The organism is Streptomyces sp. SA15 (assembly GCF_002291145.1).
In the GTDB taxonomy this organism is placed as follows: domain Bacteria; phylum Actinomycetota; class Actinomycetes; order Streptomycetales; family Streptomycetaceae; genus Streptomyces.
Genome location: NZ_NTGE01000017.1, coordinates 1 through 20751 on the forward strand (window position 1 = coordinate 1; position 20751 = coordinate 20751).

The 20751-nt window shown below is 70.8% G+C and carries 23 protein-coding genes and 2 pseudogenes; 8 read left to right on the forward strand and 17 right to left on the reverse strand.

Annotated features, from left to right (window positions below; translation table 11 throughout):
- Both CLM62_RS50945 and CLM62_RS02735 read right to left on the reverse strand, forming a co-directional pair.
- Positions 1–241: pseudogene (locus CLM62_RS50945) on the reverse strand (amidinotransferase); the annotation flags it as partial.
- 99 nt (positions 242–340) lie between these two features.
- Positions 341–553: a hypothetical protein gene (locus tag CLM62_RS02735; protein WP_095748267.1), complete on the reverse strand. Its 213-nt coding sequence runs from the start codon at positions 551–553 to the stop codon at positions 341–343.
- Between the two features lie 145 nt (positions 554–698).
- On the opposite strand from CLM62_RS02735, the gene CLM62_RS02740 reads away from it, so the two are divergent.
- The gene (locus tag CLM62_RS02740; RefSeq protein WP_095748268.1) at positions 699–1121 is read left to right on the forward strand and encodes a CBS domain-containing protein; all 423 of its coding nucleotides are present in this window, start codon (positions 699–701) and stop codon (positions 1119–1121) included.
- A gap of 79 nt (positions 1122–1200) precedes the next feature.
- Here CLM62_RS02740 and CLM62_RS02745 read toward each other — a convergent pair whose 3' ends face one another.
- Positions 1201–1497 (reverse strand): hypothetical protein, encoded by a 297-nt coding sequence (locus tag CLM62_RS02745; RefSeq protein WP_095748269.1) that lies wholly within the window; start codon positions 1495–1497, stop codon positions 1201–1203.
- A gap of 16 nt (positions 1498–1513) precedes the next feature.
- Positions 1514–1927 carry a DUF2267 domain-containing protein gene (locus CLM62_RS02750; RefSeq protein ID WP_095748270.1) on the reverse strand — a complete coding sequence of 138 codons (414 nt, stop codon included), beginning with the start codon at positions 1925–1927 and terminating at the stop codon, positions 1514–1516.
- A 219-nt stretch (positions 1928–2146) separates the two neighbouring features.
- On the opposite strand from CLM62_RS02750, the gene CLM62_RS02755 reads away from it, so the two are divergent.
- Entirely contained in the window at positions 2147–2359 is a 213-nt protein-coding gene (locus tag CLM62_RS02755) for a hypothetical protein (RefSeq protein ID WP_095748271.1), read from the forward strand.
- Positions 2360–2397: 38 nt separating this feature from the next.
- Here the strand turns inward: CLM62_RS02755 and CLM62_RS02760 are convergent, their stop codons facing one another.
- A complete protein-coding gene (locus tag CLM62_RS02760) occupies positions 2398–2586 on the reverse strand; it encodes a hypothetical protein (protein WP_095748272.1) in 189 nt (62 codons plus the stop codon).
- Between the two features lie 290 nt (positions 2587–2876).
- On the opposite strand from CLM62_RS02760, the gene CLM62_RS02765 reads away from it, so the two are divergent.
- Positions 2877–3824: a hypothetical protein gene (locus CLM62_RS02765; RefSeq protein ID WP_095748273.1), complete on the forward strand. Its 948-nt coding sequence runs from the start codon at positions 2877–2879 to the stop codon at positions 3822–3824.
- Positions 3825–3927: 103 nt separating this feature from the next.
- On the opposite strand, the gene CLM62_RS02770 is transcribed toward CLM62_RS02765, so the two are convergent.
- From CLM62_RS02770 to CLM62_RS02795, 7 genes are all read right to left on the reverse strand, one after another.
- Complete coding sequence (locus tag CLM62_RS02770; RefSeq protein ID WP_095748274.1) at positions 3928–4407, reverse strand: Hsp20/alpha crystallin family protein; 480 nt, start codon at positions 4405–4407, stop codon at positions 3928–3930.
- A 63-nt stretch (positions 4408–4470) separates the two neighbouring features.
- A complete protein-coding gene (locus tag CLM62_RS02775) occupies positions 4471–5463 on the reverse strand; it encodes an alpha/beta fold hydrolase (RefSeq protein ID WP_257003631.1) in 993 nt (330 codons plus the stop codon).
- A 129-nt stretch (positions 5464–5592) separates the two neighbouring features.
- Positions 5593–5730, reverse strand: coding sequence for a hypothetical protein (locus CLM62_RS49665; protein ID WP_179381905.1), 138 nt, complete (start codon positions 5728–5730; stop codon positions 5593–5595).
- 129 nt (positions 5731–5859) lie between these two features.
- Entirely contained in the window at positions 5860–6441 is a 582-nt protein-coding gene (grpE, locus tag CLM62_RS02780) for a nucleotide exchange factor GrpE (protein WP_095748275.1), read from the reverse strand.
- Positions 6438–8324, reverse strand: coding sequence for a molecular chaperone DnaK (gene dnaK / locus CLM62_RS02785; RefSeq protein WP_095748276.1), 1887 nt, complete (start codon positions 8322–8324; stop codon positions 6438–6440). Before dnaK ends, grpE begins: the two co-directional genes overlap by 4 nt.
- 102 nt (positions 8325–8426) lie before the next feature.
- The gene (locus tag CLM62_RS02790) at positions 8427–9878 is read right to left on the reverse strand and encodes a lipase maturation factor family protein (RefSeq protein WP_095748277.1); all 1452 of its coding nucleotides are present in this window, start codon (positions 9876–9878) and stop codon (positions 8427–8429) included.
- Between the two features lie 66 nt (positions 9879–9944).
- Positions 9945–10388, reverse strand: coding sequence for a J domain-containing protein (locus CLM62_RS02795; RefSeq protein WP_095748324.1), 444 nt, complete (start codon positions 10386–10388; stop codon positions 9945–9947).
- A gap of 207 nt (positions 10389–10595) precedes the next feature.
- On the opposite strand from CLM62_RS02795, the gene CLM62_RS02800 reads away from it, so the two are divergent.
- Entirely contained in the window at positions 10596–11339 is a 744-nt protein-coding gene (locus CLM62_RS02800; RefSeq protein ID WP_095748278.1) for an SOS response-associated peptidase, read from the forward strand.
- A 20-nt stretch (positions 11340–11359) separates the two neighbouring features.
- On the opposite strand, the pseudogene CLM62_RS50950 reads toward CLM62_RS02800, so the two are convergent.
- Together CLM62_RS50950 and CLM62_RS02810 are read right to left on the reverse strand one after the other, a co-directional pair.
- A pseudogene (locus CLM62_RS50950) lies at positions 11360–11464 on the reverse strand (dihydrofolate reductase); the annotation flags it as partial.
- A 97-nt stretch (positions 11465–11561) separates the two neighbouring features.
- Positions 11562–12098: a DUF4396 domain-containing protein gene (locus CLM62_RS02810; protein ID WP_095748325.1), complete on the reverse strand. Its 537-nt coding sequence runs from the start codon at positions 12096–12098 to the stop codon at positions 11562–11564.
- A gap of 321 nt (positions 12099–12419) precedes the next feature.
- Between CLM62_RS02810 and CLM62_RS02815 the strand changes: the two genes are divergently transcribed.
- A complete protein-coding gene (locus CLM62_RS02815; RefSeq protein WP_095748279.1) occupies positions 12420–13397 on the forward strand; it encodes an SDR family oxidoreductase in 978 nt (325 codons plus the stop codon).
- Between the two features lie 9 nt (positions 13398–13406).
- Positions 13407–14168, forward strand: a complete 762-nt coding sequence (locus CLM62_RS02820) for an alpha/beta fold hydrolase (RefSeq protein ID WP_095748280.1) — start codon at positions 13407–13409, stop codon at positions 14166–14168.
- 68 nt (positions 14169–14236) lie between these two features.
- On the opposite strand, the gene CLM62_RS02825 is transcribed toward CLM62_RS02820, so the two are convergent.
- Together CLM62_RS02825 and CLM62_RS02830 are read right to left on the reverse strand one after the other, a co-directional pair.
- Positions 14237–15052 (reverse strand): alpha/beta fold hydrolase, encoded by an 816-nt coding sequence (locus CLM62_RS02825; protein ID WP_095748281.1) that lies wholly within the window; start codon positions 15050–15052, stop codon positions 14237–14239.
- 55 nt (positions 15053–15107) lie between these two features.
- Entirely contained in the window at positions 15108–16532 is a 1425-nt protein-coding gene (locus tag CLM62_RS02830; RefSeq protein ID WP_095748282.1) for a hypothetical protein, read from the reverse strand.
- A 661-nt stretch (positions 16533–17193) separates the two neighbouring features.
- Between CLM62_RS02830 and CLM62_RS02835 the strand changes: the two genes are divergently transcribed.
- Together CLM62_RS02835 and CLM62_RS02840 are read left to right on the forward strand one after the other, a co-directional pair.
- Positions 17194–17703 (forward strand): hypothetical protein, encoded by a 510-nt coding sequence (locus CLM62_RS02835; RefSeq protein WP_095748283.1) that lies wholly within the window; start codon positions 17194–17196, stop codon positions 17701–17703.
- 57 nt (positions 17704–17760) lie between these two features.
- The gene (locus tag CLM62_RS02840) at positions 17761–19302 is read left to right on the forward strand and encodes a flotillin family protein (protein ID WP_095748284.1); all 1542 of its coding nucleotides are present in this window, start codon (positions 17761–17763) and stop codon (positions 19300–19302) included.
- Between the two features lie 68 nt (positions 19303–19370).
- Here the strand turns inward: CLM62_RS02840 and CLM62_RS02845 are convergent, their stop codons facing one another.
- The gene (locus tag CLM62_RS02845; protein WP_095748285.1) at positions 19371–20669 is read right to left on the reverse strand and encodes an SLC13 family permease; all 1299 of its coding nucleotides are present in this window, start codon (positions 20667–20669) and stop codon (positions 19371–19373) included.
- Positions 20670–20751: the final 82 nt, after the last annotated feature.

A 20751-nucleotide genomic window follows, 5' to 3' on the forward strand; every position in this document is an offset into this window, starting at 1 on the left:
GATACCTGAATCCGGCGGCGAGCCCCTGCGCGCGCGCCGCCCAGGGCGGGATGTTGCAGGTGACGACCGGATGGTGGCCGGGGATCGTCGCGCCGTCGAGACGCCCGACGATGACCTCCTCCAGCGGGTCCCACTCGGTGTGCGATCTGACCGGCGACACGAGAGGTTCCGCGGCTGCCTCCGTACGGGCATCCTTGTCTGCCGCCGCCGTTCGAATGCCGGGTTTGGGTACGACCGCCATGCTCAACCGCTTCCGATCGCAGACGTCAGTCACTCACTCGCGCGGTGCCTCAACGAGTGAACGAGTATCCGTCTGTGTCGGCCCCATGCCCGTCCGACGTCACCGGGCGCAGCCGACGTCCAGCACCTCGACCACGTCACCATGGATGGTGTAGACGAGCCAGCACCATTCACCGAACGCGGCGGCCAGATCCGGGACCTGAATCACCGGGTCCTCGGCCACTGCCTCGATGAGCGTGATGATCTCCTCGTGCACGCTGTCCGGAACGTCGAACAGCGCGTTGGCGGCCTGCTGGACCAGTTCGACTTTCATGTCGCCCTCCCGCGGACGGCAGGAGCAGCACGGAGGAAGCTGTGCACTAAACACGATAAATCCACCGTCCTGTGTGGTACTCGGTGCGGGAGCGAAACCGCTGGGGGGATTCGGGATTCCACATGGTCCGGTGAAGGAGGATCCGATGGCGCAGCAGGTTCGAGAAGTCATGACGAGGGACCCTGTGGCGGTATCGCCGCAGACGCCGCTGGTCGAGGTCGCGCGCCGGATGCGGGACGAGGACATCGGCGACGTACTGGTCATCGAAGAAGACCACCTGCGCGGTGTGGTCACCGACAGGGACCTGGTGGTGCGGGCTCTCGCCGAGGGAGCCGACATCAACAGCAAGCCGGTGCGGGAGGTCTGCAGCGCGGAGACGATCACCGTCTCGCCGGACGACGACGTGGACCGCGCGATCCAGCTGATGCGGGAACGGGCGATCCGCCGGCTGCCCGTCGTGGAGGAGGAGGACCGGCCGGTGGGCGTCATCTCACTGGGCGACCTCGCCGTCGAACGCGACCCGCAGTCGGCGCTCGGAGACATCAGCGCCGCCGAACCCAACAAGTGAGACACCCACCATCTGGCGGGCCCGCGTCGCCGGGCGAGTGAAGAGCCTGTGACACAGGCTCCAAGGGAGATCGCCGCGGCTACCGCTGAGGGATGGCGAGTTCACGGCCGCGGTAGAAGCCTTCCCGCTCCTCGGCGACGTACGGGGCCATGCTCGCGCGCCGCTGCGCCTCCGGCTCCGAGGCCCGCCAGGCGTCGCATGCCTCCTTGGAGTCCCAGAACGACACCCCGGTGATCTCCTGTCCGTCCTCGGACCAGTACGCGAAGGCGCGGCGCATACCGTTCGGGTGGGAGGTCGGCTGCCATGACCTCTCGAAGTCCTCCAGGGTGCCCGGCCGAAGGCGGCGCGTGGTCACCCAGACGAAGTGCTCCTCCATCGTCGGCTCCTCTCCCTCAGCTGACGCTGCCGGTGCTTCCGGCGAAGAGAATCCGGGCGAGTTCGTCGTCCAGCGACTGGCGGACCTTGCTCATGAGGCTGCCCTCGGTGGCCTCGCCGACGACCTCCACGACACTACGAGCCTCGTGGGTGGCCTTGGCCGTGTCGGCGCCCGCGCGCTGGGCGACGCGGTCGAGGAACTCCCGGTACTCCATCCGCACACCGGTGTCGGGCTGGTCGGGGGCGGTGGCGACGCGGCGCAGATGCTCGCCGACCTCTCGCGGCAGCTGGGCCGCGAGGTTGTCGGCCAGGGAGGCGGGGATGCGCTCGGCCAGCGTTTCCAGGGTGGCGCGGGTGGCGGCTTCGGCGGCACCGCGGCTGTCCAGATGAGCCCGGGCCTGTACCTGTCCGATGAAGGTGTCGTGGTCCATCGTGATTCCCTCCGTTTTTCCTTCCGCTGTTCCTTCCGCTGACGATCCGAGCTGCTCGTGTCTCGTCCGTGCGGCTCGGTGTTTCGCTTGCGCCCGTCCGTTTCCAGCATCGCGCCGATGCCTTCATCGCGCATACGGCGGTCGCCATCAGGGGCGTCTTGCCTACGGGTGGCCGCGCCCAGGATGCAGACGCTGTCGGGGGCGGGTCAGGCTGGTGTCATGTCTGAGCGCCGAGTGATCGTTTTCCGGCCGTCCGAGACCGGAGGCCGCCAGGTGGAGGTCGACGGAGAGATCCTCGGCACCGCGCACAGCCTGCACGACCTGACCACGCTCCTACGGAACGCCGGCCTGCCGAACTGGGACGAGGTGGACGTCGCCGAATCCGGGCTCATCGAGTGGCACGGGGGAGGGCCGGAGGTGTGGAAGCCATGAGATGGTCCGGCGACGCTCGACGGGTGCCGTGGGCGCCGTCAACCACGTGAACGATGCCGGGCCAGGAGCGCGGAGGTCCAGATCATGCCGACCATCTGTTCCGCGGTCGCCTCACCGGCTCCCAGGTCCAGGTTGTCCGGCGGTCCTTCCACCGGCCGGGCGGGTGGGTACGCCGGCGCGGCGCCATGAGGCAGACCGGCGGTCCGGTCGAGCGGGGACTCCCTCACAGATGCTTCTCCTTCGATCACGGCGGCGCCTGCGGCGGTGGCACGCTATCCGCCCGTGCGCACCTCGCCCGGCACAGACGACACCGTGACCCCGCGCGATTCACCCGATTGGCGGAACGGGATGCCACGCTCGCAGGGGCGGTTCGGCCGGGCGGCGGTGCGGATGTCGGCCGGTCGGCGCGCCTCGCTCGTGGGGCGATCTTCGGGCCGCTGATCGAGGATGGCTCGGGCCGCGGCCGTATGAGGAATCCGGTCCCCGACGGCCCGCCGACAAGCGAGGGAGTCCGTTGATGGCAGTGACGACGAATGCGCTCATTCCGGCGCTCGAAGACGCCCGTGAGGCCCACACAGCGGTCATCGACCGTTTCCGGTCCGATGTGAACGTCACCCCCGCCGGCCCGCACCGGTCGGCACTGGAGGACCACATGTCGGCCACGCAGGACCACATCACCCGTATCGACCGCCGTATCCGCGCCCTGCGTCCCAGTCGCCCGCTGCAGGACACGATCCAGTCGGTGGGGACCCTCGCCCGGGACGCGGTCCGGCTGACCCGGCTGCCCCTGGAGATAGGCGCGCTGATCGCCACGGAGGCCATCCGCGGCCGGCAGTCGACCGACGAGCGCCGCCTGCTGAGGAACGCGGAGGACGAGTACGGGATCACCGCGCGGGCGGTGGCAGCGTGCAGGGCCGGTCAGAGCATCGCCGTAGAGGCCCACGACCAGGCTGCCGCCGACCTGTTCGAGGAGCTGCTGCGCCAGGACGAGGACCTGCTGCGACGGCTTCAGGACAGCCTCGCCGAGCACGCCGCCGCCGTCGCGGCGGAAGCCGCCGACGCCTGGCGCGCATCCATGGAAGGCGGGCCGGCCGACGCGGCCACACGCGTGGCGCAGGAGGTCCGGGGCGCGGTCACCCGGGCCGAGGACCTGCCGGTCTCCGGCTATGAGCAGCTCGAGGTCAGCGACCTCACCGGGCAGCTGCGCATGCTGTCCCAGGCGGATCTGACGGTCGTCGAGGGCTACGAGCGAGCGCATGCCAACCGGCCCGAGGTCCTCAACGCCATCGAGCGGCTGCGCGTCGGCGAACCCTGGCCGGGCTATGACGACATGGCCGCCGAGCAGATCAGGGCCCGGCTTCAAGGCGTCGACCCCGCCCTGGCCGGGGAGGTGCTGGAGTACGAGCGCGGCCACCGCCGGCGCAGCGCGGTCATCACCGCCGCCGAGGCGCGCCTCACCCTCTGACGGTGGGGTATCCCCTCTCCCCCGAACACACCCCCGACGCACTGGACCGGCTGCCACACAGTGGCAGCCGGTCTTCGTCACTCCCCGTTGTCATTCCCCGTTGTCACTCCCCGGCTGTGATCTCGATGCGGCGTGGCCTGGCGGCTTCCGCCTTGGGGACGGTCACCGTCAGTACGCCGTCGCTCAGCGTCGCGTTGATGCCTTCGGCGTTGATCTCCCCGGGGAGCATGGTGCGGTACTCGAAGCGGCCGGTCCGGCGGGTGCCGCGGCGCAGGACGCCGCCGCGCTCACGTTCCTTGAACTCCCCGCTGATGACCATCTCCCGGTCCGTCACCTCGATGCTGATGTCGTCGCGCTTGACGCCGGGCACGTCGACATCGATCTGGTAGGCGTCGTCGGTCTCGGCGAAGTCGGCGAGAGGCGCCCAGGCCGCTCCTTCGGTCAGGGCTCCGCCCACTGTCGATTCCAGCAGGCTCCCCATCCGGCCGAACAGATCGTCGAACTCGGCCAGCGGGTCCCGCCAGCCGGGGAAGCGCCGCTCGGAGAGCCTGCCCGAAGTGCCGCGTCGCACGGGCAGAGTCATCCAGACCACCTCCGTAATGTTTATGCAGTTTTGGCATGTTTTAAGTACCCGTGACGATGTCCCTCACACGGCTGCTGGTGCGGTGGCCCGCAGGATGACGTGGGCGAGCAGCTCGGGTGCGTCCAGCATGGGGACGTGGCCGCAGTTGGGCAGGGGGACCAGGCGGGCGCCCGGGATCATGGCTCGGGCCCGGGTCGCCTGCCTCGGCGGCAGGAGGCGATCGTGAGTGCCCCAGGCGATGGTGACCGGCGCGTCGGGGATGTCGCCGGTGAACAGGTTCGGTGCGCGGCCGGCCCGCAAGGTGGCCCGGAAGGCGGTCGAGTCCCGCAGCGTGCGCAGGGCGGCGGCCACCGTGTGCGGCGGGCAGAGGCCGGCCTGCCCGTACAGGGTGCCGGTCAGGACGGCGCGGGCGGGCGCGGTGCCGACCAGGACCTCCAGGGCCTTGTCCGGCAGCAGGCGCACGCCCTGGTGGGCGGCGGTCAGCAGAGCGTAGGTGTACCGTCGCTCGGCGGGCGTCCAGAAGCCCGCCGGAGCCAGCGCGGTCACGCTGCCCGCGATCCCGGCCTGGCCCAGCCGCAGCGCGATCAGCCCGCCCAGGGAGTGGCCCACCACGTGCGGCCGTTCCGCGCCCAGCGCGGTGAACACCGAGCCCAGCCAGGACACGGCCGTCTCGAGGTCGCGGGGGACGCCGGGGTCGAGGTCGGGAGACTGGCCGAAGCCGGGCAGGTCCATCGCGATGACCTCCCGTTGCCCGGTCAGCAGCGGCACCACCGCGTCCCACGCCTGCCGGTGACAGCCCAGCCCGTGCAGCAGGACCACCGGCTCGCCGGTCCCCTGCCGCTCATAGGCCACCGTCACCGGACCGAGGTCGGCCGCCCGGCCCTCGACGAACCACGGCGCTCGCGGCTCTACCACGACTCGCCCGCGCTCACCGTCCCGCACCGCGGCGGGCTCGCGCCGCGGCATCGGCCGGCCCAGCAGAGTCCGCAGACCGGCCGCTGCCCGCGTAGCACGGCCGCTCCGGTCGACGGAGAGGAGAGCAGAGATCCAGGCCATCGTCGGACACCTCACGCGCTCCGCGTCGCCCGGGGCTGCCGAGCGACAGACAGCGCATCCATATGACTGAACAGCTCAGCTTACGAACGCTCCGTACTTCACGCATGTCGACTGCCCAGGACCGACCGGCTACTCGGAATCCTCGTCCCGGACCTGGTAGGTCTTCGTCCAGGTGGCCCCGCAGCGGCAGGAGGACTCCTCGACGAGCTCACCGCTCTCGGTGACTCCCAGACCCTTGTTGATGCGGACGTGTACATGCTCGGACATGGGCGGACTTCCTTCCCGCGAGCCCGCCGTCGACGGCTCGTCCGGGCGACAGGCTGAAAGTCACATCCTCTGCACACAGGGCAAAGCGCGCATAGGAGCCGCGTCACATTCGCATGAACCGGAAGGACGCTAGTCGGCCGGCGGTTCGGTGACCTCTGCCTGCGCGGGCCGTAGCAGCTGGTCGCCGACTCGGTAGCCGGGGCGGAGGATCGTGGTGCAGGTGGGCCGGTCGACGTGGTCGGCGCGGGTGCAGCAGACGGCCTCGTGCAGGGCCGGGTCGAAAGGGTCTCCCGGAGCGCCGACGGCTTCCAGGCCCAGCGCCGCGAGTTCGGTCTCCAGTACGTCGGCGACCCGCTGGAAACCGCCGGTGACCTCGCCGTGCTTGCGGGCCTCGTCCAGGGCGTCGAGCACGGGGAGAAGACCGGCGAGCACGTTGGCCACCGCGATCTCGCCGACGGAGCGGCGGTCGCGGCGGACCCGCTTGCGGTAGTTGTCGTACTCGGACTTCAGCCGCTGCAGGTCCGCCGTCCGCTCCCGCAACAGGTTCCGCAGCAGATCGGACTCGGAGGGGGCCGCGGCGGCCTGCCGGGCGGACTCGACGTCGCCGCGCCGCCGCGGCTCCAGGGCTCCCTCCGTCTTCCGCCGGTCCTCGCTCCGGACGATCGTCAGCGGGTGTTCGCCAGGTCGGTGCGTCTCGCCGGGTCGGCTCATCCGGCACCCTCCTGCCGCTTGTCGTCATCGACGATCTCCGCGTCGACGACGTCCTCCTCCTGGCCGGTGTCACCCGCCGCGGTGCCGCCCGCACCGGCGCCGGCGGCGGCCTGCCCGCCCTGTGCCTGGGCGTACATGGCGGTGCCGACCTTCTGCGCCGCCGCCATCACCTTCTCCGTCGCCTGGCGCAGGGCAGCCGTGTTGTCGCTGTCGGCCGGCTGGGCCTTGAGGGTCTCCTTGAGCTCCGACAGCGCGGTCTCGACCTCGCCCTTCACGTCCGTGGGGATCTTGTCGGCGTTGTCGGCGAGCAGCCGTTCGGTCTGGTAGGCGACCTGCTCGGCCTGGTTGCGGGTCTCGGCGGCCTCCCGCCGGCGCCGGTCCTCCTCGGCGTGCTGCTCGGCCTCGCGCATCATGCGGTCGATGTCCTGCTTCGGCAGGGCGGAACCGCCGGTGACCGTCATCCGCTGCTCCCGGCCCGTGCCGAGGTCCTTCGCGGTGACGTGCATGATGCCGTTGGCGTCGATGTCGAAGGAGACCTCGATCTGCGGGACGCCGCGCGGCGCCGGGGGCAGACCGGTCAGCTCGAACATCCCCAGCCTCTTGTTGTACGCCGCGATCACGCGCTCGCCCTGGTAGACCTGGATCTGCACCGACGGCTGGTTGTCCTCGGCCGTCGTGAAGATCTCCGAACGCCTGGTCGGGATCGTCGTATTGCGCTCGATCAGCTTGGTCATGATGCCGCCCTTGGTCTCGATACCGAGGGACAGCGGGGTGACGTCGAGCAGCAGGACGTCCTTGACCTCGCCCTTGAGCACACCGGCCTGCAGGGCGGCGCCCACGGCCACGACCTCGTCCGGGTTGACGCCCTTGTGCGGGTCCTTGCCGGTCAGCTCCCTCACCAGCTCGGTGACGGCGGGCATACGGGTCGAACCGCCCACCAGGATCACGTGGTTGACGTCGGCCAGCTTGATCCTGGCGTCCTTGACGGCCTGGTGGAAGGGGCCCTTGCAGCGCTCCAGCAGGTCCGCGGTCAGCTGCTGGAACTGGGCCCGGGTGAGCTTCTCGTCCAGGTGCAGCGGACCCTCGGCGGACGCGGTGATGTAGGGCAGGTTCACCGTGGTCTCGGTGGACGACGACAGCTCGATCTTCGCCCGTTCCGCGGCCTCCCGCAGCCGCTGCACCGCCATCTTGTCCTTGGTCAGGTCCACGCCGTAGTTGTTCTTGAACTGCTTGGCGAGGTGGTCGACGATCCGCTGGTCCCAGTCGTCGCCACCCAGGTGCGTGTCGCCGTTGGTGGCTTTGACCTCGACCACGCCCTCCCCGATCTCAAGGAGCGACACGTCGAAGGTGCCGCCGCCCAGGTCGAAGACGAGGACGGTCTGGTCACTCTCCTTGTCCAGCCCGTAGGCCAGAGCCGCGGCCGTCGGCTCGTTGATGATGCGCAGCACCTTCAGACCGGCGATCTCCCCGGCCTCCTTGGTCGCGGTGCGCTGGGAGTCGTTGAAGTACGCCGGTACGGTGATGACCGCCTCGTGGACGTCCTCACCCAGGTACGCCTCCGCGTCCCGCTTCAGCTTCTGCAGCACCCGTGCGGAGATCTCCTGGGCGGCGTACCGCTTGCCGTCGATGGTTCCCGTCTCCGGGAAGTGCCACTGCGCCTCGCCCATGTGGCGCTTGACCGAGCGCACGGTGCGCTCCACGTTGGTGACGGCCTGGCGCTTGGCCACCTCACCGACCAGCACTTCGCCGCTCTTGGCGAAGGCGACCACCGACGGGGTCGTCCGCGAGCCCTCCGTGTTGGTGACGACCGTGGGCTCCCCACCCTCCAGCACGCAGACCACCGAGTTCGTCGTGCCGAGGTCGATTCCCACTGCACGTGCCATGGTCCTCTCCTCCATCTGCGTCCTAAGTAGTGAATTAGAACTAACGCCCTGGATTGTCAAGAAATTTCCGCTTTACGCCTATCGTTCGCTACCTGTTGTTCTCTACCTGCTGTTCCGTGCGGCGGTAGCCGGCGCTTTCGTGAGGGGCGGAAGGTAGTCGCCCACGAGCGTCCGGTCCCACCAGGCGCCCGTCGAGCGCAGTTGGTGCCGGGTGCTGAACCGGTAGCGGTAGAGGCGGGCCCGGACGAAGGTGGGCGGCGCGTCGGGGAAGGGGTTGCGGCGCAGCAGTCGTAGGACGGCGGGGTTGCCGTCGAGGAGGGCGACGAGGAAGGCCGGGAGCCAGGGCGCGGCGTACGCGGGGGAGAGGGCGGCGAACCACATCAGCCAGTCCAGCCGCAGGTGGTACGGGGCCACCTGCGGCGGCAGGCGGCGCACGTCGCCCGGCTTGCCCTTGAAGCCGTACTCCTTCCACACCGTGGCGTCGGTGACCTCCGGTTCGTCGGTGCCCTCGATGACCAGCTCGTGGCGGACCCGGCTGACCGTGCCGAAGGCGCCGTAGGTGTTGACCAGGTGCAGCGGGGTGAAGGAGGCGTTCATCAGCTGGTGGCGGGAGAGCAGGTTGCGGACCGGCCAGTAGCTGAGCACCGCCACGCCCGCCGTGACCGCCAGCACCACGCCCTCGTACCACGCCGGCGCGGCGGCGAAGGACGGCGGCGCGGGCAGGCCCAGGGCGTCGGTGGTGGCCGAGCCGCCGATGACGGGCAGCGCCAGCACGATCGTCAGCCAGTTCAGCCACGCGAAGTTCCCGGACGCCACCAGCCACAGCTGGGTGACGATCACGAAGGCGGCGGCCGCGCTCGCCACCGGCTGCGGAGCGAACAGCGCGAACGGCACGACGAGCTGGGCGAAATGATTGGCCGCGACCTCCACCCGGTGCGCCGGCCTGGGCAGATGGTGGAAGAACCAGCTGAGCGGGCCCGGCATGGGCTGGGTCTCGTGGTGGTAGTACAGGCAGGTCAGGTCGCGCCAGCAGCGGTCGGTACGCAGCTTGATCAGCCCGGCGCCGAACTCCAGCCGGAACAGCAGCCAGCGCAGCAGCAACAGCACAAGGACCGGCGGGGCCGTGGTGTCGTTGCCCAGGAAGATCGCGAGGAAGCCGGCCTCCAGCAGCAGGTACTCCCACATGAAGCCGAACCAGGTCTGCCCGACGTTCACGATCGACAGGTACAGCGCCCACAGCACCGCCCACATCAGCATCGACGCCCACAGCGGCACCTGATCGCCCGCTCCCGCCGCCAGGGCCGCGGACAGCGCCACCCCCGTCCAGGTCACGGCGGCGAAGAAACGGTCCGAGTAGTGGAGATGGAAGAGGCTCGGGGCCTGCCGGAAACGGACCGACGCCAGGAACCGCGGCACCGGAAGCAGGCCGCGCTCGCCGATCAACCCGCGGAACTGGCCGGCCACGCTCAGGAACGCCACGAGGTAGAGCACGGCCAGGCCACGCTGGAACAGCAGCCTGCCCAGCCAGTAATGGGCATCCGTGAACCACTCCACGACGCCCTCCTCGAGTGACGTGGAGGCGCTACGACACCGGGTGGCCGCCGCCCGGCGCGAACAGCGTCAGAACCACGAATCCGTCTCCCGCATCCACTGCCGCAGGATCCGCGTGAGGAAACCGAAGTCGGCCGACGCGAGCGGCAGCCCGATGAAGCCGGCTCTCAGGTCCCTCAGGTCCCTCCTCAGGTCTTTCACTTCCCTCAGGTCTCTCAGTGGGTCGGCAGTCCCGCGGACGACGCGGACCCGTACCGACCTGCCGGGAGCGGCGCTGCCGGTCGGTCGGCCGCGCGTGGCGTCGTACGCCGCGCGCCGTCCGGCGTCATGCAGCGTGTCGTAGGCGGCGAGGACGTCGGAGAGTTGGTCGGCTGCCGCCGGATCCGTGGGGCGGGTGTCCGGGTGCAGCGAACGGACCAGCCTGCGGTATGCCGTGGTGATCTGCGCGTCGGACGCGGAGGGCGGGACGCCGAGAACCGCGTAGTGATCGCGCCGCTGTTGCCCTCCAGGCATCGTCCTCACCTCCCCTGGCTGCTTGACCTGCACAAACCTGGAGAGACTCCTCCTTGACCCACATACACTTGACCTACATATAACCGCGTCTGATTGATGTCAATACGCCGCTTTCGTCGCCCGGTGTGGTGACGGCCAGGCGAGCGAAGGGCGCGGACGACCACAGGAGGAACGCCGAAACGGCGCCTCCGGTGGCACAGTGGCGGTATGTGCGGTCGGTACGTCTCCACCCGCAGCCCGGAGGATCTGGTCCAGCAGTTCCGGGTCACCGAATGGCGCCCGGAGGAGGCGCTGGAGCCGAACTGGAACGTCGCCCCGACCGACGACGTGTGGGCCGTCCTCGAGCGCACCCCGCGCGACAAGCAGGAGGCCGCGTCGGTACAGAGGGAGTTGCGACCGCTGCGCTGGGGCCTGGTGCCGTCCTGGGCGAAGGACACGAAGATCGGCTCCCGGATGATCAATGCGCGCGTCGAGACCGTGCACGACAAGCCGGCCTTCCGCCGCGCGTTCGTCAAGCACCGCTGCCTGCTGCCGGCCGACGGCTTCTACGAGTGGCAGCAGCTGAAGGACAAGGGCACGGGCAAGACCCGCAAGCAGCCCTACTTCATCCATTCCGCCGACGAGCAGGTGATGGCGCTCGCCGGGCTGTACGCATACTGGCGCGACCCGGCGGTGAAGCGCGACGACGACCCCGCCGCCTGGCTGATGACCTGCACCGTCCTCACCACCGAGGCCACCGACGCGGCCGGCCGCGTCCACCCCCGCATGCCACTCGCCCTCAACCCCGATCACTACGGTGCCTGGCTCGACCCCCACCACCAGGACCCGGACGAACTGCGCGCACTGCTGACCCAGCCCGCGAACGGCCACCTGCGGGCCCGGCCCGTCTCGACCGCCGTCAACAGTGTCCAGAACAACGGCCCCGAGCTCCTGGACGAGGTCGCTGTGTAGCCAGGGCGGCAGCAGGGGGGCCCGGCGGCCAGCAGGGACTGGGCCAGCCGGCCGCTGCCATGGATCTGCAGCTCACGGCCGGGCTGCCGCTTCAGTTCGGCGACCTGGGCGGGGATGTCGCCGGACCAGGGCCTCGGCGAAGCGCAGTTGAACGGTGTGCCTCTGGTGCAGGTTGCTCTGCCACAGTGCGGCGAGTTCCGGTGCTGGTCGGGCGGCGGGTTGTCAGTGGTAGGCGTGGACGACGGCGTGGCCCTTGCCGCGGCCGATCATCCACTTGTTCACGGGCGTGGTGATCAGGAAGGCGACCGCGAACCCGCCCAGGAGGGCCGACCAGAACAGCCCGTCGGAAAGGTGGGCGTCCATCGCGCCCGGGGTGAGGGCGATGATGGCGTTGTCGACCAGCTCCATCACGGCGATCGATACGGTGTCGGCGGCGAGGGCCACCTTGATCGCGGTTCTGAAGTCCAGGCCGGCCCGCCGCACGGCGAACAGCGTGAACGAGTAGCCGAATACGAACGCGAGCGTGATCGCGAGGACCATGGTCGGCACATTGCCCCACATCAGGGCGGTGCCGATGACCATGCCGAGGATCTCGCCGATGGCGCACCCCGTCAGGCAGTGCAGCGTCGCCTTCGCCGCCATGGCCCAGGACGCTTTCCCGTGCCCGCCGTGGGACATCGCGTGGTCGGCATGACCGTGGTGGCCCTCGTGGGCGGCCTGGTCGTGCGCGGTGCCAGTGTGGTGAGCGCTGTGGTCCATGATCTTCATCCCCATTCCCCTAGGCAGCTGCCCGTCCCCGGGCTCACAGGCGTGACTACGATTATACCCCCTGGGGGTATGGATGTCAGGGGTGAGTCTCACCGGCGGTCCGCTCCGCGATCACGCTGTGATCCATATGCCGGGCGGAGATGTTGCCGGCGCGGTACCCGGCGGGGGTGCCGGGGCGGTGGATCCGGAACGGGCGCGTACCTTGCGCCCACGTGCAGCCGCGGTGGTTGTGCCGCCCGGCGTCGGGTACCCGGCTGAGCTGCGGGTTCCGGCTCGGGCCCCGGCCACGGTCAGGCACGAGGAGGCGGCGGGATGCGAGTGCGCGATTCGGTAGTGGTGGTCACGGGGGCGTCGAGCGGTATCGGACGGGCCACCGCGGAGGCGTTCGTCCGCAAGGGCTGTGCTGTGGTGCTGGCCGCGCGGGGAGAGGAGGCGTTGGCGGCGGCCGCGCGGGAGTGCGAGCGGCATCGGGGCGCTCGGACGCTCGTCGTTCCGACCGACGTCACGGACGTCGCGGCGGTGGAGGATCTCGCGCGGCGGGCCGTGGAGCGGTTCGGGCGGATCGACGTATGGGTCAACGCGGCGGCCGTCACCGTGTTCGGTCCGTTCTCGGAGGTGCCGCTGGAGGACTTCCGCAAGGTCATCGACGTCAACGTCATGGGTTACGTGTACGGAGCCCGGGCGGCCCTGCGCACCATGCGGGAGCAGGGCAGCGGCACTCTGGTCGACGTATCGTCCGTCGTGGGGGTGGTCAGTCAGCCGTACACCCACGCGTACGTGATGTCGAAGCACGCCGTCCGGGCCCTCGGGGCGAGCCTGCGGCAGGAGCTGAGGCTCGAGGGCGCCGGGAAGATCCACGTATGCACGGTGCTGCCGGCCAGCATCGACACCCCGCTCTTCCAGCACGCGGCCAACTACACGGGCCGGAAGGTCGTGGCCATGCCTCCCGTCTACAGCGCCGAGCGTGTCGCCCACGCCATCGTGGACGTGGTCCGCGTGCCACGGCGCGAGGTCGTGGTCGGCCCGATGGGGCGCGCCATCGCGCTGCAGTCGAGGATGGCTCCCGGACTGCTGGAGCGGGCGGCGGCGCGCCAGGTGGACCGGGCGCACCTCTCCCGCGAGGAGCCGGCCCCGGCGACCCACGGGAACCTGCACGTACCGGCGCCCGGGGACGGCTCGGTCGACGGCGGCTGGCACGGGCGGCGACGGACGACGGTGCGCCGCGTGGCGCTGGCGGCGACCGTTGTGGGCGCGGCCGTGGGCGCGGGCCGACGAGTCGCCGCACGGTGAGGCCGCCCGGTGAGGGACTGGCACGCGCACGAGTTCACGGCGGCGGCCGGTACCCGGGTCCACGCGGCGGTCCTCGGACCCGCCGGCGCCCAGGAAGTGGTGTGCGTGCACGGTCTGGGCTGCTCCTACCGGTACTGGCTGCCGTTCGCCCGCGCGCTCGCGCCGGACACCAGGACGGTGGCGGTGGACCTGCCCGGCTTCGGGCGTACGCCGGGCCCGCCCGCGGCGCTGGACGTGCACCAGTTGTCGCTGGCGCTGGCCGACTGGCTGCGGGCCACCGGCCGCGGACCGGTGCCGCTGGTCGCGAACTCCACCGGTTGCCAGGTGGTCGTGGACCTGGCGGCCCACGCCCCCGAACTGATCGGGCCGGTGGTGCTGAACGGGCCCACCTTCGACCCTCACGCGCGATCGGTCTGGCGGCAGGCCGGCCGTCTGATGAGGGACGCGCGCTGGGAGCGGCCGGGTCTGGGTGGGGCACTGGCGCTCAGCTACGCGGACTGCGGGCTGCCCCGGGCCTGGCGGACGTTCCGCCACAAGCTGCATGACCCGGTCGAACGCAAACTGCGCCACCTGTGCACCCCGGCGGTGGTCGTACGCGGCACCCGTGACCCCATCGTGCCGCCCGAGTGGGCCGAGAAGGTCGTCGCACTGCTGCCCCGGGGCAGGCTCGCCGAGGTACCCGGAGGGGGACACACCCTGAACTACTCGGCTCCGGTGGAACTGGCCCGTATCACCCGGGCACTCCTGGAAGGGCCTCCTGAGCCGACCTGAGCCGACCTGAGCCGACCTGAGCCGCCCCGAGCCGACCTTCCGCGATACCGGATGCGCGAGGGCGAAGCTCAACTCCGCGGTCGGTCCTGCCGCTCAGCTCCGTCCGGGACGACGCGGCGCGCGAAGCCGCGTACCGGCTGCGACCACGCCTCGGGGTCCAGCCAGGGGAACGTGTGCGCCCCCGCGACCTCGACGTACTCCCCGTCCGGAACCAGCCCGGCCAGGTGGCGGCCCCAGCGGGCGGTGCCGATCCGGTCGTCCCTGCCCCGGATGATCAGCAGGGGCACCCGCAGCCGGGCGACCGAGTCCTCCAGGGCGTCGTCCAGGTGCACCCGCGCCGTGTGCAGCAGCCGGCGAAGACCCGCACGTTTCCACTCGGGGCGGTGCGATTCGGACAGTCCCGGCGGTTCCCGCCGTCCGTCCAGCCGCCAGTGGACGAACAGGCGTACGTAACCGCGGGCCATCGGGTCGACGGTGGGACTGGCCAGCACCACACCCGCGACGCCGGGATGGCCCAGCGCGGCGTGGGCGGCGACCTGGGTTCCGCTGGAGTGCCCGGCGAGGATCACCGGTCCCAGGGCGCGCGCGGCGAGCCAGTCGACGACGCAGCGGCCGAACTCCGGCACGTCGAGCTCGTGCGGGGGATCGCCGCTCCCCGCAAAACCGGGCAGCTCCACCAGGTGCGCCCGTGTCCACCGGCCGAACGCCGCGAGGCCCGGCAGCAGATAGTCGGCCACCCCCATGCCCTGCACGAGCACCACCTCCGGCGTGCCCGGGTGTACGTCGCCGACGGCGCGGCTCCGCATCCGTCCGAGCACACCGTCGTGGTACGTCGTGACCGTCCGTTCGGGGAACGGCGGGCGATGTTCACGAGGGGAATCCATGGCCTGCGCACCTCCGCCACCCCGTCTGTTCCGGTCTGCCGGCCGGCGGAGCCGGTCATCCCTCGGCCGCACCGAGGGCCTCGAATCGGGCCAGTCCGCGGGCGGCGGTGTGCCGTTCCCCGGCGAGGAACTCGTCCAGCTCCTCCAGACCGAGCGGGGGCGGCAGCGGATGCCGCTCGGGAAGGGCCGCCAGGGCCGGCTGGTAGCGCAGCGTGCTGCCGATGTCCTCGGGATAGGCCCGCTCGTCCACACCGAGCAGCCCTCCCTCCGTGCCGGCGTACCGGCGGGCGAGCTCGCTCCACTGCCCGGCCGGGACCTGGCCGACCGATCGCAGTGCGTTGGAGAACAGGTTCACGTGGATGCGCCGGTACGGCTGCTCCTCATGCCGCAGGTACTGGTCGAGCAGGCGGTAGGAGGACTCGGCGGTGAACTGCAGCCAAAAGGGGACGGCGCCCAGTCGCAGCGCCCAGTGCGGCTCCCACTGGTTGTAGGTCTCGACGAGCAGCCGGTCGGCCGGCAGGCCCCGTCGGCGGTACCACCAGCGGTACAGGTCGGCGACGAGCGGGCTGAGGTGCTCCGGCTCGCCGATGGTGATGCGGCGTACCTGGTAGCCGCAGCGTGCCGCCAGTGCAGTGATGTCGGGGGTGAGGCTGTCGTCGTACCCCCACTCGGCCTCCGGATACCGTTCGTCCGGTGGCGGGGCGTCCCATTGGCGGACCCGCGCTTTCTGCTCGGCGAGATGCTGGGCGATGCGCTCGCTGCCGCCCGCGTACTCGTCGGCCGGCATGCCGCCGAGGGCGCCGAACTGGAAGCGGTGCCGGTCGCCCAGTACCGACACGGGCCAGGTGAGGGTGCAGTCCACGATGAAGATGGTCGCGCCCGGGGCCAGCCGCTGCTCCAGGAACCGTTCCAGCGTCGCACCGAGCCGGAGCCGCTTGAACCGGAAGTACATGAAGCGCACCAGCATCGCCCGGTCCTGGCTCGGGTCGTGCATGTGGCACAGGGCGAGGTCGGGGTTGGCCTTCACCATCTGCCGGCCGAACTCCAGGCCCGCGCTCAGGGCCGCGCGCGGCTGGTCGGGATCGAGCCGGGCCCGCACAGGCACCAGGTACGTCTGGGGCAGGACGGGAGCGCGCAGGGCTGCGGCGAGATGGACGGCGGCCCCGCTGCCGGATCCGATGAAGGCCGCGGGGTACGGGCCGGGGCCGTACTGGTCGGCGGTCCAGGCCGCCAGGTCCTCCCCGCCCACCCGGCGTACCTGGTGGAGCGGTGCACCTTCCAGATGGGCGGCGCGTACGAACAGCCGCCGTCGCGCCGGGGAGGGCAGATGCGAGACCAGGTCGGCCAGGAACTCGGATCCGGGACCGACGCCGAGCCCCCTGAAATCCTTCCCGCGAAGGAACCGGCTCACCGCCCGCACCTCCGCCACCGAGGAGTCGAAGTCGCACAGACAACGGGCCGTCCTCAGACGCTGGCGCACGTCTGCCTCCCTCCCGGGGCAACCCACATCGCACCGGCGGCGCGGTCACCCCAAGAGTGAGTACCCTCGCGGCCGCACTTCATCTGACGCATCTGACGGCGATTCGATCAGCCACGAGGAGAGGCCGGAGTCGGTTCATCGGGGCAAGCAAGGCGGCGAGCGCCGTGTCCCGCGCGGGTGCGGGACGCGGCCGTCGAGGGCCGGTCCTTCGCGGGCCGCACCGCGGGACCGTACGGGCCGGCGCATGAGCAGGTCTTCCACGCCCGGCGACCCCTCCTGTCCCGCCGGGACGGAAGCGCGGAGGCGTTTCTCGTTCCCGCCCCGCTTGCAGTAGGGGGCGAACGTTGCCTGCCGGGGCACTAGCGATGGTCGGTTTCCCCGTCGCCGTCCTGCTCCCGCCGGGCGCCCTCCTCGGTTTCGACACCCTCCAAGGACTTGCCCGCCGTCGTGCCGTGCTCCCGCTCGTAACCCTCCTTGGCGCTCGCCGTACCCGGTCAGGGGCGCGCCGTGCTGCCCATCTCCGCGGTGTAGAGCCGCCGCCGCAATGCGGCATCAAATTCGCGTAAAAATTGCCGGAATACGGCAATGAAGCCTGCCGCCCCCGCGTGGGAGGATCCCGTCAAGCCGGAGGCCGGCGACGGGTGAGAGGGGGACGGCACGTATGGCCTGGTTTCTCGGAATCGGCATCACGGGGGTCGTGCTGCTCGCTCTGTCGCTGGTCTTCGACGGGATGCTGGACGGCGCGCTCGACGGCGCGCTGGGCGGCATCCTCGACGGGTGGCTGTCGCTGCCGGTCGTCGCCGGGTTCACGGCGATGACCGGCTTCGGCGGGGCCATCGCCACCGGGGCGGCGGACGCCGGCCCCGCGGCCGCCACCACGGCGGGAGCCGTCTGCGGACTGGGCACGGCCTGGCTGACGTACCGCTTCAGCCGCGCCCTGATGCGAGATCAGACGGCCGTCACCCCACGCGGCGACGACCTCGTCGGCACCTCGGGCAACGTGGTGACCGCCATCCCGGCCGACGGCTTCGGCGAGGTGCTGCTCCAACTGGCAGGTCAGCCGGTGAAGTTCGCGGCCCGTAGTGCCGTGCCGGTGGCCCGGGGCGCCGAGGTGTGGGTGGAGGCGGCGCCGTCCGCGACATCGGTCGTGGTTCGCCCGGTGGATCACTGAGCCACCTCATCTCTTCTCTTTTCTCCTCTCGTCCTAGGTTGATTCGGGGGCATTGCCATGAGTCCAGTCGTCGTCGCGGTGGTGGGGGTCGTCGTACTCCTCGTGCTGCTGGCACTCGTCGTCATCACCCGCTACAAGGTGGCGGGTCCGAGCGAAGCGTTCATCGTCACCGGGCGGCGCGGCGAGAAGGCCACCGACCCGGAGACCGGCCGGGTCTTCACCGACAACAGCGGTCAGAAGGTCGTGGTCGGCGGCGGCGTCTTCGTCGTGCCGTTCGTGCAGCAGAAGTTCACCCTCGACCTGTCCTCGCGGCACATCCCCGTGGCGGTCCGCGGCGCGGTCACCCTTCGCGGTGTGAAGGCCCACCTGGAGGGTGTCGCCATCGTCAAGGTCGGCGGCACCGAGGACTCGATCCGTGCCGCCGCCCAGCGGTTCCTGATGCAGCAGGACGGCATCGTCGGCTTCACCCAGGAGGTGCTGTCGGGTGCGCTGCGCGCCATCGTCGGCCGGATGTCGGTGGAGGACATCATCCGCGACCGGGCCGCTTTCGCCGGGCAGGTCGCCGAGGAGGCCGAGGCCAGCCTGTCCGGGCAGGGCCTGGTGCTGGACGCCTTCCAGATCCAGGACATCACCACCGAGGGCTCCTACCTGGAGGACCTCGGCCGCCCGGAGGCCGCCCGCGCCAGGCAGGAGGCCGACATCGCCGAGGCCGTGGCCCGGCGGGCCGCCGAACAGGCCCGGCTGAAGGCGGAGGAGGAGATCGCCGTCGCCCAGCGGACGTTCTACCTGAAGCAGGCCGAGATCAAGGCCGAGACGGACGCGGCGGCGGCCCAGGCGAACGCGGCCGGGCCGCTCGCCGAGGCCGCCCGTCAGCAGCAGGTTCTTTCCGAGCAGGAGAAGGTCGCCGAGCGCCAGGCCGCGCTGAAGGACCGCCAGCTCGACACCGAGGTCCGCAAGCCGGCCGACGCCCAGCGGTACGCCGCCGAGCAGGAGGCCGAGGCGAGGCGGGTGGCCCGGGTCAAGCAGGCCGAAGCGGAGAAGTCGGCCGGGATCGCCGCCGCGCAGGCGGAGGCCGAGCGGGCCCGGCTGACCGGTGAGGGCGAGAAGCAGCGCCGCAGCGCGCTGGCCGAGGCCCAGGCCATCGAGGGCCTGAAGCAGGGTGAGGCCGAGCGGGCCCGGCGTGCGGCGATCGCGGAGGCGGTACGGCTGGAAGGTGAGGCCGACGCGGCGGCGATCGGCGCCAAGGGCGCGGCCGAAGCGGAGGCGATGCGGAAGAAGGCGGACGCCTTCGCGCAGTACGGCGACGCGGCCATCGTGCAGATGCTCGTCGAGGTGCTGCCGCAGGTCGTCGCCAAGGCGTCCGAGCCGCTCAGCGCCGTGCAGAAGATGACGGTCATCTCCACCGACGGTGCCGGCCGCATTCCGCGGGCGGTCGCCGACAACGTGGCCCAGGGGCTGGAACTGCTCGGCTCCACGACGGGCGTCGACCTGGCGGAACTGCTGAAGGGCGTGACGAACCGGGTCGGCACGGCTGTCGGTTCCACCGGTTCCGCGGAGCAGCCGACGCAGTCCAACGGGAAAGTGGAGATCACGGGCTGACGAGCCGTCAGTCCACGCAGGCCCGCCGAGCGTCGGCGGGCCTGTCCTGCTGCACAGGCTTCCGCCCCTCACACCAGGGCGAAATAGCGCAGCCACACGTACAGCGCCGCGAGCGTCACGGTGACGGCGGTGACGACCAGGCCGTACTTGGTGAACTGCCAGAAGGTGATGGGCTGGCGGTTGCGTTCGGCGATGCCGAGGACGACCACGTTGGCGCTGGCGCCGATCGCGGTGGCGTTGCCGCCGAGGTCCGCGCCGGCGGCCAGGGCCCACCACATGACGTGGTCGTCGCCACCGCCCATCGCCTGCACGAGGTCTCCGGTGATCGGCGCCATCGTGGCGACGTAGGGGATGTTGTCCACGATGCCGGACAGCACGGCCGAGGCACTCAGCATCAGCATCGAGCCGCCGAGTTCGTTGTCGCCGATGGCGTCGGCGAGGGACCGGGAGATCTCGCCGATGACGCCGGTCTCGATCAGACCGCCGATCATGATGAACAGCCCGGCGAAGAAGGCGAGGGTGGGCCACTCGACCTCGCCGAGGACCTCGCCGGCCTCCGCGCTGGAGACCGCGATGAGCAGGCCCGCGCCGAGCAGGGCGACGACGCTGGGCTCGTAGTGCAGGAACGGATGGAGCACGAATCCGGCGACGACCAGGACGAGCACCACCAGGCCCTGGACGAGCAGCCGGGGGTCGCGGATGGCCTCGCGCTCCTCCAGCGCCATGACCTCCTCGGCGCGTGTCTCGTCGTAGACGAAGGACTTGCGGAACAGGAAGCGGCACATCGCGACGAGCACCACGGTCAGGAAGGCGGACAGCGGGGCCAGGTGGACGAGGAAGTCGTTGAAGGTCAGGCCGGCGCGGCTGGCGATGATGATGTTGGGCGGGTCGCCCACGAGGGTCGCGGTGCCGCCGATGTTCGACGCCATCACCTCGGCGATCAGGAACGGGGCCGCCGGCAGTGCGAGACGCTCGCACACCAGCAGCGTCACCGGAGCGATGAGCAGGACCGTGGTGACGTTGTCGAGGAGGGCGGAGGCCACGGCGGTGATGACGATCAGCATCACCATCACCCGGAAGGGCCTGGCCCGCGCCCGCTTCACGGCCCAGATGGCCAGGTACTCGAACATGCCGGTCTTCTTGAGCACGCCGACGATCATCATCATGCCCATGAGCAGGAAGATGACGTTCCAGTCGACGCCGCTGTGTTCCGAGAAAAAGGCGGACCTGTCGTCGGTCGCGCCGATCGCCAGCATCAGCGCCGCGCCGCCGAGGGCCGCGCCCACACGGTGGATCTTCTCGCTGATGATCAGGCCGTACGTCGCGACGAAGACGATGATCGCCGCCCAGCTCTGCCAGCCGTTCACGATCCTCCGATGTGTCGTTCCATCAGGCGGGCGGCCTCACGGCACCCGCCAACCTTGCCTGGTCGCCGACGGCGATTTCACG

Bases quoted from the DNA above. Each gene is read 5' to 3' on its own strand.
- CLM62_RS02810 (WP_095748325.1), bottom strand. From the start codon at position 12,098: ATGGACCACAGCGCTCACCACACTGGCACCGCGCACGACCAGGCCGCC.
- CLM62_RS02840 (WP_095748284.1), top strand. From the start codon at position 17,761: ATGAGTCCAGTCGTCGTCGCGGTGGTGGGGGTCGTCGTACTCCTCGTG.
- CLM62_RS02770 (WP_095748274.1), bottom strand. From the start codon at position 4,407: ATGACTCTGCCCGTGCGACGCGGCACTTCGGGCAGGCTCTCCGAGCGG.
- dnaK (WP_095748276.1), bottom strand. From the start codon at position 8,324: ATGGCACGTGCAGTGGGAATCGACCTCGGCACGACGAACTCGGTGGTC.
- CLM62_RS02755 (WP_095748271.1), top strand. From the start codon at position 2,147: ATGTCTGAGCGCCGAGTGATCGTTTTCCGGCCGTCCGAGACCGGAGGC.
- CLM62_RS49665 (WP_179381905.1), bottom strand. From the start codon at position 5,730: ATGTCCGAGCATGTACACGTCCGCATCAACAAGGGTCTGGGAGTCACC.
- CLM62_RS02795 (WP_095748324.1), bottom strand. From the start codon at position 10,388: ATGCCTGGAGGGCAACAGCGGCGCGATCACTACGCGGTTCTCGGCGTC.
- grpE (WP_095748275.1), bottom strand. From the start codon at position 6,441: ATGAGCCGACCCGGCGAGACGCACCGACCTGGCGAACACCCGCTGACG.
- CLM62_RS02740 (WP_095748268.1), top strand. From the start codon at position 699: ATGGCGCAGCAGGTTCGAGAAGTCATGACGAGGGACCCTGTGGCGGTA.
- CLM62_RS02825 (WP_095748281.1), bottom strand. From the start codon at position 15,052: ATGGATTCCCCTCGTGAACATCGCCCGCCGTTCCCCGAACGGACGGTC.
- CLM62_RS02765 (WP_095748273.1), top strand. From the start codon at position 2,877: ATGGCAGTGACGACGAATGCGCTCATTCCGGCGCTCGAAGACGCCCGT.
- CLM62_RS02735 (WP_095748267.1), bottom strand. From the start codon at position 553: ATGAAAGTCGAACTGGTCCAGCAGGCCGCCAACGCGCTGTTCGACGTT.
- CLM62_RS02775 (WP_257003631.1), bottom strand. From the start codon at position 5,463: ATGGCCTGGATCTCTGCTCTCCTCTCCGTCGACCGGAGCGGCCGTGCT.
- CLM62_RS02750 (WP_095748270.1), bottom strand. From the start codon at position 1,927: ATGGACCACGACACCTTCATCGGACAGGTACAGGCCCGGGCTCATCTG.
- CLM62_RS02745 (WP_095748269.1), bottom strand. From the start codon at position 1,497: ATGGAGGAGCACTTCGTCTGGGTGACCACGCGCCGCCTTCGGCCGGGC.
- CLM62_RS02815 (WP_095748279.1), top strand. From the start codon at position 12,420: ATGCGAGTGCGCGATTCGGTAGTGGTGGTCACGGGGGCGTCGAGCGGT.
- CLM62_RS02800 (WP_095748278.1), top strand. From the start codon at position 10,596: ATGTGCGGTCGGTACGTCTCCACCCGCAGCCCGGAGGATCTGGTCCAG.
- CLM62_RS02835 (WP_095748283.1), top strand. From the start codon at position 17,194: ATGGCCTGGTTTCTCGGAATCGGCATCACGGGGGTCGTGCTGCTCGCT.